The organism is Janthinobacterium psychrotolerans (assembly GCF_001677885.1).
GTDB classification, from domain to species: Bacteria; Pseudomonadota; Gammaproteobacteria; order Burkholderiales; family Burkholderiaceae_D; genus Janthinobacterium; species Janthinobacterium psychrotolerans.
Genome location: NZ_LOCQ01000057.1, coordinates 146,444 through 160,637, shown reverse-complemented (window position 1 = coordinate 160,637; position 14,194 = coordinate 146,444). Strand labels below are relative to the sequence as shown.

Annotated in this window: 15 protein-coding genes; 6 read left to right on the top strand and 9 right to left on the bottom strand. The window is 64.3% G+C overall.

Going from position 1 to position 14,194, the window contains the following annotated elements; all coding sequences use genetic code 11:
• Positions 1–17 precede the first annotated feature (17 nt).
• From ssuD to ASR47_RS16055, 3 genes are read left to right on the top strand one after another with little or no spacing between them, the layout of a single operon-like run.
• The gene (gene ssuD / locus ASR47_RS16065) at positions 18–1,178 is read left to right on the top strand and encodes an FMNH2-dependent alkanesulfonate monooxygenase (protein WP_065308789.1); all 1,161 of its coding nucleotides are present in this window, start codon (positions 18–20) and stop codon (positions 1,176–1,178) included.
• 1 nt (position 1,179) lies between these two features.
• The gene (ssuC, locus tag ASR47_RS16060) at positions 1,180–1,977 is read left to right on the top strand and encodes an aliphatic sulfonate ABC transporter permease SsuC (protein WP_065308788.1); all 798 of its coding nucleotides are present in this window, start codon (positions 1,180–1,182) and stop codon (positions 1,975–1,977) included.
• A gap of 12 nt (positions 1,978–1,989) precedes the next feature.
• Positions 1,990–2,817 (top strand): ATP-binding cassette domain-containing protein, encoded by an 828-nt coding sequence (locus ASR47_RS16055; protein ID WP_065308787.1) that lies wholly within the window; start codon positions 1,990–1,992, stop codon positions 2,815–2,817.
• Here ASR47_RS16055 and ASR47_RS16050 read toward each other — a convergent pair.
• The 7 genes from ASR47_RS16050 to ASR47_RS16020 form a co-directional block, all read right to left on the bottom strand.
• Positions 2,774–3,475 (bottom strand): HAD-IA family hydrolase, encoded by a 702-nt coding sequence (locus tag ASR47_RS16050; protein WP_065308786.1) that lies wholly within the window; start codon positions 3,473–3,475, stop codon positions 2,774–2,776. The two genes, ASR47_RS16055 and ASR47_RS16050, sit on opposite strands and share 44 nt — an antisense overlap.
• A 49-nt stretch (positions 3,476–3,524) precedes the next feature.
• Complete coding sequence (locus ASR47_RS16045) at positions 3,525–3,971, bottom strand: META domain-containing protein (protein WP_065308785.1); 447 nt, start codon at positions 3,969–3,971, stop codon at positions 3,525–3,527.
• 115 nt (positions 3,972–4,086) lie between these two features.
• Positions 4,087–4,914 carry a MetQ/NlpA family ABC transporter substrate-binding protein gene (locus ASR47_RS16040; protein WP_065308784.1) on the bottom strand — a complete coding sequence of 276 codons (828 nt, stop codon included), beginning with the start codon at positions 4,912–4,914 and terminating at the stop codon, positions 4,087–4,089.
• Positions 4,915–4,938: 24 nt separating this feature from the next.
• Positions 4,939–5,613, bottom strand: coding sequence for a methionine ABC transporter permease (locus ASR47_RS16035; RefSeq protein WP_065308926.1), 675 nt, complete (start codon positions 5,611–5,613; stop codon positions 4,939–4,941).
• Positions 5,606–6,415, bottom strand: coding sequence for a methionine ABC transporter ATP-binding protein (locus ASR47_RS16030; protein WP_065308783.1), 810 nt, complete (start codon positions 6,413–6,415; stop codon positions 5,606–5,608). The genes ASR47_RS16035 and ASR47_RS16030 overlap by 8 nt, the downstream gene beginning before the upstream one ends.
• A gap of 206 nt (positions 6,416–6,621) precedes the next feature.
• Positions 6,622–7,071 (bottom strand): YbaN family protein, encoded by a 450-nt coding sequence (locus ASR47_RS16025; protein ID WP_082988969.1) that lies wholly within the window; start codon positions 7,069–7,071, stop codon positions 6,622–6,624.
• Entirely contained in the window at positions 7,068–7,691 is a 624-nt protein-coding gene (locus tag ASR47_RS16020) for a biliverdin-producing heme oxygenase (protein WP_065308782.1), read from the bottom strand. Before ASR47_RS16020 ends, ASR47_RS16025 begins: the two co-directional genes overlap by 4 nt.
• Before the next feature lie 353 nt (positions 7,692–8,044).
• On the opposite strand from ASR47_RS16020, the gene ASR47_RS16015 reads away from it, so the two are divergent.
• Positions 8,045–8,611 carry a YceI family protein gene (locus tag ASR47_RS16015; protein ID WP_065308781.1) on the top strand — a complete coding sequence of 189 codons (567 nt, stop codon included), beginning with the start codon at positions 8,045–8,047 and terminating at the stop codon, positions 8,609–8,611.
• 200 nt (positions 8,612–8,811) lie between these two features.
• Here ASR47_RS16015 and ASR47_RS16010 read toward each other — a convergent pair whose 3' ends face one another.
• Complete coding sequence (locus tag ASR47_RS16010) at positions 8,812–10,614, bottom strand: NAD(P)/FAD-dependent oxidoreductase (RefSeq protein WP_065308780.1); 1,803 nt, start codon at positions 10,612–10,614, stop codon at positions 8,812–8,814.
• A 129-nt stretch (positions 10,615–10,743) separates the two neighbouring features.
• Positions 10,744–11,889, bottom strand: coding sequence for a sigma-54-dependent Fis family transcriptional regulator (locus tag ASR47_RS16005; protein ID WP_065308779.1), 1,146 nt, complete (start codon positions 11,887–11,889; stop codon positions 10,744–10,746).
• A 188-nt stretch (positions 11,890–12,077) separates the two neighbouring features.
• Between ASR47_RS16005 and ASR47_RS16000 the strand changes: the two genes are divergently transcribed.
• Entirely contained in the window at positions 12,078–13,631 is a 1,554-nt protein-coding gene (locus ASR47_RS16000) for a CHASE2 domain-containing protein (protein WP_065308778.1), read from the top strand.
• Between the two features lie 107 nt (positions 13,632–13,738).
• Positions 13,739–14,149 carry a GFA family protein gene (locus ASR47_RS15995; RefSeq protein WP_065308777.1) on the top strand — a complete coding sequence of 137 codons (411 nt, stop codon included), beginning with the start codon at positions 13,739–13,741 and terminating at the stop codon, positions 14,147–14,149.
• The last annotated feature ends 45 nt before the right edge of the window (positions 14,150–14,194 follow it).

The following is a 14,194-nucleotide window of genomic DNA, read 5'->3' as shown; positions in this document are numbered from 1 at the left end:
AGGAAAGAGAGAACACCATGTCATTGAATATCTTCTGGTTCATTCCCACCCACGGCGACAGCCGCTACCTGGGCACCTCGCAAGGCGCGCGCGCCGTCGATGCCGATTACCTGCGCCAGGTGGCCGTGGCCGCCGACACGCTGGGCTACGACGGCGTGCTGCTGCCGACCGGCCGCTCCTGCGAAGACGCGTGGGTGGTGGCGTCGTCCCTGATCAGCGTGACGCAAAAACTCAAGTTCCTGGTCGCCGTGCGCCCCGGCCTGTCGACGCCGGGCCTGGCGGTGCGCATGGCCTCGACCTTTGACCGCCTGTCGAACGGCCGCCTGCTGATCAACGTGGTGACCGGCGGCGACCAGGGCGAACTGGAAGCCGACGGCCTGTTTGCCGACCATGCCAGGCGCTATGAAATCTCGGATGAATTCATCAAGGTCTGGCGCGCCACCCTGGCCGGCGAGGGCGGCGCGGCCGGCTATGATTTCGAGGGCAAGCATATCCAGGTCAAGGGTTCGAAGACCCTGTACCCGCCGGTGCAAAAACCGTATCCGCCGCTGTATTTCGGCGGCTCGTCGGAACCGGCGCATGAACTGGCGGCCGAGCAGATGGACGTGTACCTGACCTGGGGCGAGCCACCGGCCGCGGTGGCCGAGAAGATTGCCGATATCCGCGCCCGCGCTGCAAAAAAAGGCCGCACGGTGCGCTTCGGCATCCGCCTGCACGTGATCGTGCGCGATACCACTGAAGCGGCCTGGCGCGCCGCCGATGAACTGATCAGCCACCTGGACGACGAAGTCATCGCCAAGGCGCAGGCGGCGTTTTCCAAAATGGACTCGGTGGGCCAGCAGCGCATGGCGGCCCTGCACGGCGGCAACCGTGACAAGCTGGAGGTGTCGCCCAATCTGTGGGCCGGCGTGGGCCTGGTGCGCGGCGGCGCCGGCACGGCCCTGGTGGGCGACGCCGAAACGGTGGTGGCGCGCATCAGGGAGTACGCGGACCTGGGCATCGACACCTTCATTTTTTCGGGCTACCCGCACCTGGAAGAGTCGTACCGCTTTGCCGAGCTGGTATTCCCGCTGCTGGGCAAGGGCAAGGCCGTCGGCGAACAGTCCCTCAGCGGCCCGTTCGGCGAAGTGATGGCCAGCAATATCGTGCCGGCCGCCCCGCAAAAAAAGGCAGCCTGAGATGGCGGCGACCCTCAGTAGCCATGGCGTGGGCGCGCCCACGCCATGGCGCGACAACCTGGCGCCGTGGGCCTTGCCGGTGGCGCTGCTGCTGGGCTGGCAACTGGCCTCGCAGCTGGGCTGGCTGTCGAGCCGCATCCTGCCCGAACCGTGGGCGGTGGCAAAGGCCTTCCGGACGCTGGCCGAGTCGGGCGAGTTGTGGCTGCACCTGAAAACGAGCTTGTGGCGGGCCAGCGCCGGCTTTGGCGTGGGCGCCGGCCTGGGCCTGCTGCTGGGGCTGTTGACGGGCAGCTTTCGCCATGCCGAGACCCTGTTGGACACCACCTTGCAGATGGTGCGCAATATCCCGGCCCTGGCCCTGATACCGCTGGTGATCTTATGGTTCGGCATCGACGAAACGGCCAAGCTGTTCCTGCTGGCCGTCGGCGTATTCTTTCCCGTCTACCTGAACACCTTCCACGGCATCCGCTCGGCCGACCAGGGCCTGATCGAAATGGCCAGAAGCTATGGGCTGTCCGGCTGGCCCTTGTACCGGGACGTGATACTGCCGGCCGCCATGCCGTCGATTTTGGTCGGCGTGCGCTTTTCGCTGGGCCTGGTGTGGGTGCTGTTGATTGTCGCCGAAACCATCTCGGCGCAGGCCGGCATCGGCTACATGACCATGAATGCGCGTGAATTTTTGCAAACCGACGTGGTCCTGGTCGGCATCCTGCTGTACGCCTTGCTGGGCAAGGCCGCCGATCTGTTTTCGCGCCGCCTGGAAAAACGCTGCCTGCGCTGGAATCCCGCCTACCGTTAAGAAGGAATCATCATGCTGTTAGCTCCTGTTCAAGTCGAAACGGATCTGTTTTCCCACTTTGCGCAGGATGCACCTGTCACCCCGGCGCGTGCGAAGCTGGCGCCGCGTCCTGCCAGCGAGCGCAGCGGCGTGCCTCTGCTGCTGGAAAACCTGAGCAAGTCCTATACCACGCGCCCGGTGCTGAAAAACGTCGACCTCAAGCTCGACGCCGGTGAATTCGTCGCCATCGTCGGGCGCAGCGGCTGCGGCAAGAGCACCTTGCTGCGTTCGATCGCCGGCCTGGAAAGCATCGACCAGGGCGCAATCACGGTGGGCTCGGGTAACACCGCAGCCGATATCCGCATCATGTTCCAGGAAGCGCGGCTGCTGCCGTGGAAGACGGTGCTGGACAACGTGGCGCTCGGCTTGCCGCGCGGCGTGGGCGCTGCCGCCGCATCGCTGTGGACGGTGGGCCTGGCCGAGCGCGCCGACGAGTGGCCGGCCGCGCTGTCGGGCGGCCAGAAGCAGCGCGTGGCGCTGGCGCGCGCGCTGGTGCATGAGCCGCAGCTGCTGCTGCTCGATGAACCGCTGGGAGCATTGGATGCGCTGACCCGCATCGAGATGCAGCAACTGATCGAGTCGCTGTGGCTGGCGCGCGGTTTTACGGCGGTGCTGGTCACGCATGACGTGGCCGAGGCGGTGGCGCTGGCCGATCGCGTGCTGCTGATCGAGGACGGCCAGATCACGCTCGACGTGCGGGTCGACCTGCCGCGCCCGCGCCAGCGCGGCAGCGCGCAATTTGCGGCACTGGAGCAGTCTATCCTTGGACGGGTGTTGCGGCCGACTGCGCCAGCACGATAAAGCCATCGGCGTCGACGGTGGCCACCATCGCTTCATAGCTGGCAATTGCCGGGTGGGGCGTGGCCAGCGGGTGCGCGTGCGTGGCGGTGATCACCATTACCCTGGCGCCGGCCGCTACACCGGCCTCGATGCCGACCAAGGCGTCTTCGAACACCAGGCAGTCGGCGGGCGACACGCCCAGTTTTTCCGCCGCCAGCAGATAGCAGTCGGGCTTGGGTTTGCCGGCCTTGACGTCTTCCGCCGTCACCATCACGGCGGGCACCGGCATGCCGGCCGCCTTTAGCCGCGCCACGGCCAGCGCGCGCGGCGCCGAGGTGACGATGGCCCATTGCGCGGGCGGCAGCGATTGCAGGAAGCGCTGGGCGCCGGCAATTTCAATTATCCCTTCCACATCGATGATCTCGGCGTCCGTGATGCCCTGCGCTTCCTGGCGCGGATCGAGGCCGGGCAGGGCCAGTTTGGTGATCGTGTCGACCGAGCGCGCGCCGTGGATGGTGGGTAAAAAAGTTGCCACGTCCAGGCCCTGGCGCTTTGCCCACAGCCCCCAGATGCGTTCGGCGGCGGCGATGGAATTGATCACCGTGCCGTCCATATCGAACAGGAATGCGCGGTAGCGGCCGGCGGCTGCCGAGGGTGGGGATGCGGGAACGGCGGACATGGTTTCCTTCCAAAAATACGGTGAAAGCCATTGTAACGGTAGTGCGTCTTTATTTCAGGTAGACGCTCTCATAGCGGGCCACCGGCGCGCCGTCCTTGAGCAGTATCAACTGCTCGCCGTCGATGCGAAAGCCCGTCACGCTGTTCAGATTGGCCAGCACGGCGCTTTCCAGCTGCATCGCCGGCGGTGGGCACATCATGCGCATGCCGGCCAATTGCGTAAAGCGCAGCACCTCGGCCGCCACCGTATAGCCGCCCATCACCCGGTTGCAGCCCGTGAAACCGGTGACCTTGCCGTTGTCGTCGAGCGTGATGCGCACTTCGCGTTCCTGTTCCGGCGCCATGCTGACGCGCGCGCCATCGAGTTCGGTCAGCTTCCAGTAGGTATTGGTCAGGGATGCCGTCGACGAGGCAGGGGCGGTGCTGGCGCAGCCGGCGGCCAGCGTGATGGCGGCGGCAAGCGGCATGAGTCGTGCGAGTTTGAAAACGGGGAACATGAGATCTCCTTCTGGTCAGCTGACAGGCGTCGAGCGTATCAAAAGACCGGAGGGAGGGGCGCCAGTGACAGTGGTGGTGTCGGGTTACGGCCTGCGGCCTAAGCCGACCTACGTATCACTTCTTGAGCGTCTTTTCCAGCGCAACCTGGTAATCGGTCTTTTCGTAGCCGGCGAAGTGCTTGTTGGTCACGTCCAGAAAGGCGCGCGAGCGGTAGGCCGCTTCCAGGTCTTTCACCCAGGGCTTGCCCTTGTCGGCGGTGCGGATGGCCACCAGGTTGATATAGCTGTCCGAAATTTTCTCGGCCACCAGCGCGCTGGTCAGCTTGATGCCGGCGGCCTGGGCGAAGTTACCGTTGATAAAGGCGAAGTCGGTATCGGCCAGGGCACGCGGCAGTTGCGCCGCTTCCAGCGGCACCAGTTTCAGTTTTTTCGGATTGGCGGCCACGTCGCGCTCGGACGCGCGCAGCGGGTCGACGTTCGGTTTCAGTTTGATCCAGCCCATTTTGTCGAGCACCACCAGCGCGCGCGCCTGGTTGGTCGGGTCGTTCGGCATGGCGATGGTCGCGCCGTCCTTGATCTCGGTGAGGGCCTTGTGCTTGCTGCTGTACATGGCAATCGGGATGGTCGGCACGGTGATCAGCGGCGTGATGGCCAGCTTGTTATCGGTGGCGAACTTGGTGAGATAGACGATGTGCTGGAACACATTGGCGTCCAGCGAACCTTCGGCCAAGGCGTAGTTCGGCTGCACGTAGTCGTTGAATTCGACGATCTTGACTTTGTAACCCTGTTTTTCAAGGATGGGCTTGATGCCGATTTTCAGCTGGTCGCCATACGGGCCGGCGCTGGTGCCGATAACGATTTCCTTCGGGTCCTTGGCCTGGGCCGAAAACGCCAGGGACAGGCCGACGGCGGCGGCGAGCAGGTTGCGGCGGATGATGTTCATGAGTGTCCTTTGATTCAATATGGATTAACGTTTGTCGAGGCGCTTGGCGATACGGGTGCCGGCGAACTGGATGATCTGCACCAGCACGATCAGGATGGCGACGGTGACGACCATGATGTCGGTCTCGAAGCGGTAGTAGCCGTAGCGGATGGCCAGGTCGCCGATGCCGCCGCCACCCACCACACCGGCCACGGCTGAATAGGACAGGAAGCTGATCGACAGCACGGTCAGGGCCAGCACCAGGCCGGAGCGCGCTTCGACCAGCAGCACGCGCACGATGATCTGCATTTCCGAGGCGCCCATGGCGTGCGCCGCCTCGATCACGCCGCGCGGCACTTCGCGCAGGTTCTGCTCCACCAGGCGCGCAAGATACGGAATGGCGGCGAACGACAGCGGTACGGCGGCGGCCAGCGGGCCGATCGAGGTGCCGGCGATCACGCGCGTAAATGGCGTCAGCGCCACCAGCAAAATGATGAAGGGGAAGGAGCGCACGGTGTTGACCAGCCAGCCCAGGATCATCGACAGCGGGCGGTTTTCCAGCGACTGCTTTTCCGATACCAGGAACAGCAGCACGCCGAGCGGGCCGCCGATCAGGATGGCGGCGGTGAGGCCGATGCCCAGCATGGTCATGGTCTGGCCGAGCGCGACCCAGATTTCCGGCAGCAGGGCGACGACGTTATCGATCGATTTTTCAAACATGGCTTGCATCCTTCCAGGCGGTCGCTTCAAACGCTGCGGTGCCGTAATAGGCCAGTTCGCGGCCCAGCGCCGTCTTGCGCGGGGTGGCGGTGTCGGCCAGTTCGAACTGTTCGGCGATCGCGCCGTTTTCCACCACCGCCACGCGGTTGCAGATGGCGCCGAGCACCGACAATTCGTGGCTGACGAAAACGATGGTCACGCCCAGGCGTTGATTGATGTCGCGCAGGGTGCCCAGCAGCGCGCGCGTGGTTTCCGCATCCAGTGCGGAGGTCGGTTCATCGCACAGCAGCACATCGGGGTGGCTGGCCAGTGCGCGGGCGATCGCCACGCGCTGCTTTTGCCCACCCGACAACTGCGCCGGATAGCTGTGCTGCTTGTCGGACAGGCCGACCAGCGCCAGGCATTCCCCGACCCGCGCGGCGATCTGCCCGCCCTTGGCGGTGCCGTGGATTTTCAGGGGGAAGGCGACGTTGTCGAACACGGTGGCGTTTTGCAGCAGGTTGAACTGCTGGAAGATCATGCCGATATTCTGGCGCGCGTCGCGCAGTTCGCTCTTGGACAGGCGCGTCAGTTCGCGGCCGGCCACGGTGATGGTGCCGCTGTCCGGGCGTTCGAGCAGGTTGATCAGGCGCAGCAGGGTCGATTTGCCGGCGCCGCTCTTGCCGATCAGGCCGAAGATATCGCCAGGGTAGACATCGAGCGTGACGTCCTTGACCGCGTGAAATTGCTCGCCCTTGGGCAGCGCGAAGGTCTTGTTCGCGCCTTCGATGCGGATCACCGGCGGGCGGGATGGTGTGGTCATGCTGTTCCTTTTATTATTGGCGCCTCGCGGCGCTGGCAGTGCACGTGCGGGGGCGGCGGATGGCCGCACTGCGACGTTGGTTGCGTAGTATACCTGATCGCGTTATTACGCCAACGATAGATTCTTGCTTTGGATATGCAAATAATGTCTATGGAGGCGGTTTTAACGGCGAAAAGCAGTCAGCTTGAGGATAGGCCGAATAAAATTCAGCTGGTTGACGTGGTGTCGCGCGCCGCCTGGCCTTCCGGGCGGCGCAGCAGGTAGATCAATACGCATGCTTCCATCGCGCCGACCATGGCGATCACCCACCATGGCGGATGTCCCAGGCACATGGCGACGAAGCCGATCGCCATGCCGATGCAGGCCATGGCCTTGCCGCGGCGCGAGACGGCGCGGTGCTGGCGCCACTGGCGCAAAGGGTGGCCGAAGCGCGGATGGTGCAGCAGCCAGTTTTCGAGGCGCGGCGAGGCGCGGCTGAAACAGGCCAGCGCCAGGATCAGGAATATCGTGGTGGGCATCACGGGCAGCATGGCGCCGATCACCCCCAGCGCGACCATCAGCATGCCGGCCGCGGTCCAGGCCCAGCGGCGCAGGCGCGCGCCATGCGCTTCGCGCACGCTCGCCACTACCGCTTTCGCCGGACCGGTTTCGTTCATAGTCCTTGCGCTTCGACGTGGCCGTGCATGCGCATGAAGGCGGCGCGCGCGCCGTCGATCAGGCGCGCTTCGCCTTCCATGTCGAGCGGCGCCGAATCGAGTACGGCCGTAAATTCGCGCCAGTGGCGCGCGCGGCCGTCCGGGTGGCCGGCCAGGTGGCGCGCGCCGTGGTGTTCATCGAGACCGAGCTGGCCGGCCAGCTTGTACAGCAGGGCCGCGCCGAGCTTCGAGCCTTCGCTGACATACAGCCAGCCCAGCGCCGTGGCCAGGTCCAGCTGCACGCCGAACGGCGGCGTCGGCGAACCGGCCGGCAGGGGCGTGTCCAGGTCGCGCAAGTCGGCGGCGATGCTGGCGTAGCGGCGCCGCTGTTGCAGGTCGGGCAGCAGGGCGGCCAGGCCGGCGTGATCGTACAGGGCGTCGACATCGCGCAGGAAGGCGTACTGCGCCTGCAGGAAGCGCACATAGTTTTGCCGGTTGTCGAACGGTGCGGCGGCCATGATGCGCTTGTCGAGCACGTCATGGGTGGCCGAGGTGTCGGCTTTCAGGCGCGCGCTGCGCGCCAGGGAAGGGGGCTGGCTGATGCTCAAATCGGTGGAGTCCAGGGTAGCGGTGATGGTCATGAATGGCGGGCTCGCTGTAGGTCTCTTATTATGGCGGATGCGGCGCGATATTGCAGACGCCGCAAAAGGCAGGGATGATAGCAAGCATGGTGAATAATAACAAGAATCATTCTCATCTAAAGGGCTGCAGTTTTTCAACCGCGCGGTGAATAATCGGCTACTGACGAGCAATTCGCGGGCAAGTTGAGCGGTACTATCGATTTTTTCGATGCTAACTAGGTAAATTTTCCGTTTTACATCGATCTGCATGCCATGCATAATCATTGCAACAGAAGCCACACCAGCCTGCCGATTGCCCAGTGCATGCGCGCTGCCTGCGGTTTTACCTTAATCCACACATTCAGGACTTGACCATGAAAAAACTGCTCGCCTTTATCGCCGCCGCCGGCTTCTCGCTGTCCGCCGTCGCCGCGCCGGAAGTCTATGTCATCGATGGCAGCCACACCTTCCCGCGTTTCGAATACAGCCACATGGGTTTTTCGACCCAGCAAAGCCGTTTCAATAACACGACCGGCAAGATCACCCTGGACCGCGCCGCCAAGACCGGCTCGGTTGAAGTGCTGATCGATACCAAATCGGTGGACACCGGCTCGACCCTGTTCAACTCGCACATCCAGGGCGAAGACTTCCTCGACACCGCCAAGTTCCCGGTTGCCACCTACAAGTCGACCAAGTTCAACTTCAAGGGCGACAAGCTGGCCACCGTTGAAGGCAACCTGACCCTGAAAGGCGTGACCAAGCCAGTGACCCTGACCGTCACCTCGTTCAACTGCGCACCGCACCCGATGCTGAAAAAAGACGCTTGCGGCGCCAACGCCACGGCCCAGATCAAGCGCTCGGAATTCAACGCCGGCAAATACGCGCCAGCCGTCAGCGATGAAGTGACCCTGACGTTTGCGATCGAATCGGTCAAAGAGTAATTGTTTTACATGAAAAAATGGCGGCGGGCTGATGGCCCGCCGCCATTTTTTTCGTCCGTCGGGTAGGTCGGCTTAGGCGGGGCCGCCGAGGCCGCAGGCCGTAAGCCGACACCACCACCGAACGCGCCAACAATGTTGTCGGATTACGCGCTTGCGCGCTAATCCGACCTACGCGGAATCGCGGTATCGTGAATTTGCGGTCACGACAGGTGATGCACCTGCTGCTGCCCGTACACGGGCGTGTCCAGCCCCTCCATCCGCGCTTTCAGCTGCAGCGACAGATACTGAGAATAATGGCGCGACTGGTGCAGATTACCACCATGGAACCACAGCGCCTGCTGCTGCGTCGGCTTCCACATATTGCGCTGTTCGCCTTCCCACGGGCCCGGGTCCTTGGTGGTGGCCGAACCGAGCCCCCACACCTTGCCCACCTTGTTGGCCACTTCCGGCGAGATCAGGTCGGCCGCCCAGCCGTTCATCGAGCCATAGCCGGTGGCATATACCACCAGGTCGGCCGGCAGTTCGCTGCCGTCCGTCAGCACCACGGAATGTTCCTTCAGCTCGGCCACGCCGACGCCGCTTTTCAGCTTGATCTTGCCTTCGGCCACCAGCTCGGACGCGCCGACGTCGATGTAATAGCCGGAGCCGCGGCGCAGGTATTTCATGAACAGGCCCGAATCGTCGTCGCCGAAGTCCAGCATGAAGCCTTTTTCTTCGAGCCGCGCATAAAAATCGGCATCGCGTTCGCGGATCGCCCTGAACACGGGCTTCTGGAAATCGGCCAGGATTTTGTAGGGGATCGAGGCGAAGGTCAGGTCGGCTTTCGCCGTCGTCATGCCGGCCGCCAGCGCCCGTTCGGAGTACAGGTCGCCCAGCGCCAGGTCCATCAGCGAATCGGATTTCACGATGTGCGTCGACGAGCGCTGCACCATGGTCACGTCCACCCCCGCTTCCCACAAGGCGGCGCAGATATCGTGCGCCGAATTGTTCGCGCCGATCACCACCACCTTCTTGCCGACATAGGCGTCCGGCCCCGGGTGTTGCGAAGAATGCTGCTGCTCGCCCTGGAACACGTCCATGCCCTTGAATTTGGGCATGTTGGCCTTGCCCGACATGCCGGTTGCCAGCACCAGTTGCCTCGGCGTCAAGGTGACGGCCTGGCCGTCGCGCACCACCTTGACGGTCCACTCGCCGGTGGCGTCATCGAAGCTGGCCGACTCGCACGTGGTCGAGCCCCAGTAGTTCAGCTCCATCACCTTGGTGTACATTTCCAGCCAGTCGCCGACCTTGTCCTTCGGCGTGAAGACGGGCCAGTTGTCGGGGAACGGGATATACGGCATATGGTCGTACCAGACCGGGTCGTGCAGGCACAGCGACTTGTAGCGCTTGCGCCAGCTGTCGCCGGGGCGGGCATTCTTTTCGATGATAATCGTCGGCACGTTCAGCTGGCGCAGGCGCGCGCCGAGCGCGATGCCGCCCTGGCCGCCGCCGATGATCACGCAATACGGCTGGCGCTCGTAACCGAGTTCGGCCGCTTCGCGCTCGCGCTGTTCCAGCCAGCTGCTGCGGTTGGTGTGGGCGCCATGTTCGGCGCCCATCGGCCGGCGCCCGCCCCTGGCTTCTTCAAAGCCTTTCAGCTCGCTCATGGTGGTGAGCAGGGTCCAGATCTTGCCATCGCGGATGCGGACAAAGCCCACGCCGCGCGCCACATTGGTCTCGACCGTGATCCAGCACTGGGTGACGCCGCCGGCCTCGCTGGCCTGTTCGCCGTCGCTGATGCGGAGGGTGACCGGCTGCACGGCGCCAAGCTGGGTGGCCAGCATGGCGGCGATCTGGGCACGGCCTTCCAGGGTTTTCAGGTTCCAGGTAAACAGCACCAGGTCGCGCCAGTAGCCGTCGTCTTCGAACAGCTGCGCCGCGCCGTCAAAGTCGTTCGTGCGCAGGGCGCCTTCAAGCTGCTCGAGCAGGGCAGCGACCGTGTATTGATGGGGGTTGGTAGTCATCGTGTCTCCTCATGGCGTGATGATGGAATGCGGCTTTGCAGGTTCCACTGCACCGCTGACGATGTTGTATCACGCACGTTTTATGCTGGCATTGCGCATTGCAGCACGCGCGGCAATGAGACAAAAATCTCACCCTTGCTGTTTGTGCGGCGGCACGATACGGAAGTGTTTCAGGCGCCGGTACAAGGTGGCTCGCGAGACGCCCAGCATGGCCGCCGCCGTCAGGTGCCGCCATTTCGACTGCGCCATCGCCTGCTCGATGCGCGTGCGCTCGGCCAGCTCCTCGTTCGAGTAATCAGGTGACAAGGTCGCGGGAGGGGCGCTGTTGAGGCGGCTGCGCAGCGATGCCGTTTTCGCTGGCGGCCGCAGCCTGGCATGCAGCCAGTTGCCGGCGCCCGCCAGGCGCAGCGACAGCAGGTTCTGGCCGGGGCGCGCATCGACCAGGCGTTCGGCGCGCACTTCCAGCACGTCGCCGACGGGCCGGGGCAGGGCGTCCAGACCCGCGATGACCTGCCGCGCGCAGCGATTCGCCGCCACCACGTTGCCGGTTTCGTCGATGGCCAGCAGCATCTCCGGCTGCACTTCGACGAAATGGCGGTTGCGGTGCGCCAGCACGATGCAGCAGTGGCCGTACGATTTCAGGAAGTATCCGTCCTCGATCACGGTGGCGCTTTGCCGCACCAGTTGCTTGACCAGCCGCTGGCTGTCGCGCGCGTCTGGCGAGGCCAGGGCGGAGGCGTCCAGCACGCCGATCAGCTCGCCATGCGGCGAAAAGATCGGCGCCGCGCTGCAGGTCAGGCCCGTGAACGCGGCGCGGAAATGGTCGGTCTTGTGCACGGTGATCGCCTCATGGTCCAGCAGCACCGACGCGATGCCGCACGTGCCTTCCTCGTGTTCGGACCAGCACGAACCGGGGTACAGGCCGGCTTTCTTGAAATGCTTGCGCTGTTCCTGGTCCACCGCGTAGTCGATCGTCACGCCATGCGCATTGGCCAGGATCACGCAATAGCCGGCCTCGCGCACCATGGCGTGCAGGCGCGGCAGGCACTGGCCGGTCGAGCGCAAAAAACCTTCCTCGGCCTGCTGGATCGCGCGCAGCTCGGCGCTGGTGAGGATGCGCGGACCGGTGGTGCAGGCCGGGTCGAGCCGGTAGTCGTCGAGCGAGCGTTGGTAGGAAGAAGCCAGCCGTGCCACGTCGTCGCCAGGGTTGACGATGCGGCCGGCGATCAGGTTGCGGACCCGTTCGAGATGCGTAGTCTGGCGCACATAGGGCATGGCGTTCTCCTTTTTGATGGGGTGTTTGTAGCACGAAGCGGCGCGCGATGCATTCTGCGGCGCAGCATGGGCGCGTCCAAAGGTGCGCTGCTTCTGAGCACTATTGCAATACTATATTCTTCTCGTTACTAACTCTTGTCGTTAATAACTGTTCATCAAGAAGCAAGCTTCAGAAAGACAAGAACACCATGAATGCCGACGACCACGCCGCACCGCCCCCGCCGCCAAGGCTGAGTTTGGGAAAACGCCTGCTGTGGCCCTTTGTGCAGGTGGGCCATGCCTTCAAGCTGACGGGCACGCATTTGCTGCACCATATTATCGGCGCGGCCCTGATCGCCTCGCTGATGCTGGCGCTGGAGGGGTTGCATGTGCTCGAATGGCTCGATGCGGCCATGCTGCGCTTCAGCGCCGAGCACGGACAGATCGTGCGCGAGCGTACCGATCAGGGCTCGAAATACCGGCCCGGCATCATCGAGATCGACCAGCCCGCGTTCGAGCAGGTGTTCGACGAGCGCGAACCACTGGAACGCTCGCGCCTGGAACAACTGATCGCCAGCGCGGCCGCGCGCGGCAGCAAGGTGCTGGCCATCGACCTGGACCTGGCGCCGGCCGTGTATGAACAGCACAAGGCCGGCGAACGCCCGCTCGACAGCCTGCTCGACAAGCTCGCCCGGGGCGGCCAGCAGCTGGTGCTGATTCTGCCCGAGCAGTCGGACCAGAACGCCAATCTGCCGTGGATACGCGAGCGCTGCGCCGCCGGCCTGCATTTCGCCAGCGCCCGCATCCGCGAGCGCATGGGCGCCGTCACCCGCATCGAAGTGAAAAGCCCGGTGCTGGCCGCGGTCGCCTTCGAGCTGGCGCATGGCGTCAAGGAGCAGGAACAGCAGCAGCCGATTCCTGCCGTCTTGTCCGAGCAAAAGGAGGTGGTGGGGCTGGCCGACCGCGTCTGCCAGCTGGCCAATCGCACCAGCAGCGAAAAGGAACTGGCGCGCTGGGCGTTCGAGCCCGTGATCCATGGCGACGCCAGGGACGCCAGGGAACAGAACGCCGTCACGGCGCCCTTCCACCCGACCGCCGTGGCGCGCGAGTTTCTCGACCCCACGCGCACGCGCGTGAAACTGATCGATGGCAAGGCGGGGGTGGATGACAAGGCCTTGCGCAAGAACGTGGTGTATATCGGCAGCACCTATGACGTGCGCGACCGCTACACCACGGCCGAAGGCGAGCAGGCCAGCTTGCACCTGCATGCCGCCGCCCACACCTCGCTGGGCATCGGCACGGCCGACGTCAACAAGTATGCGGTGTTCGCGGCCGACATCTTTATCGGCATCTTGCTCGGTTGCCTGTTCGGCGGCCTGTGGACCTTGTACGGCCGCGCCGAGCTGGCGATCGACAAGCGCATGGAAAACACGGACATCAGCCGCTTGCACCGCATGGGCACGCTGGCCGAGTTCTATGGCATTCGCGCGATCCTGGTCGTGGTATGGGCCTCGCCCGTGCTGATCGGTGTGCTGGCCGTCTACCTGTCGCATGGCCTGCTGGAGCAGGGCTGGTGGGTCAATCCCGGCCCCTTGATCGCCGGCATGTTCCTGCACGCCATGTCGCTGCGCGACGAAGCGCACCACCCGCACGAAGAAGTGCCTGGCCTGAACGTGTGGGCCCAGCTGCGCCGCACCCATCCGGGCATCGTGCTGGTACAGGCGCCGCTGGCGGTGGTACTATTTATCATTGCCGTCGCGTAGGTCGGATTAGCGGGGCAAAGCCCCGCGTAATCCGACAACAGTGTTAACGCGGCCAACGATGGCGTCGGATTACGCGCGAAGCGCTAATCCGACCTACGGAGGATGCCATGCTGACCGGAGGATGTTTGTGCGGAGATATCCGCTACGAAGCAGGTGCGGGTGCCATGCACCAGAGCGCCTGCCACTGTTCCATGTGCCGCCGTGCCTCGGGCGCGCCGTTTGTCGCCTGGTTCAGCGTGCCGCGCGCCAACTTTCGCTGGCTGCAGGGCCAGCCCGCGACCTATGTCTCCAGCGAGCACGGCAAGCGCAGCTTCTGCCCGCGCTGCGGCACCCAGCTGATGTTCAAGGACGACCGCTACGCGGACGAGGTCGACCTGACCACCTGCAGCCTCGATGAGCCCGGGCGGTTTGCGCCACAGAGCCATATTTATACGGCGACGCAGGTCGAGTGGGTCAGGCTGGCCGATGGGCTGCCGAGGTATGCGGGTTCGCGCGACGCCGTTAGCGCAGGCGCGTAAGCCGGCATCACCAGCGACACCCATATAGTGTGGTAAAGCAGGGCC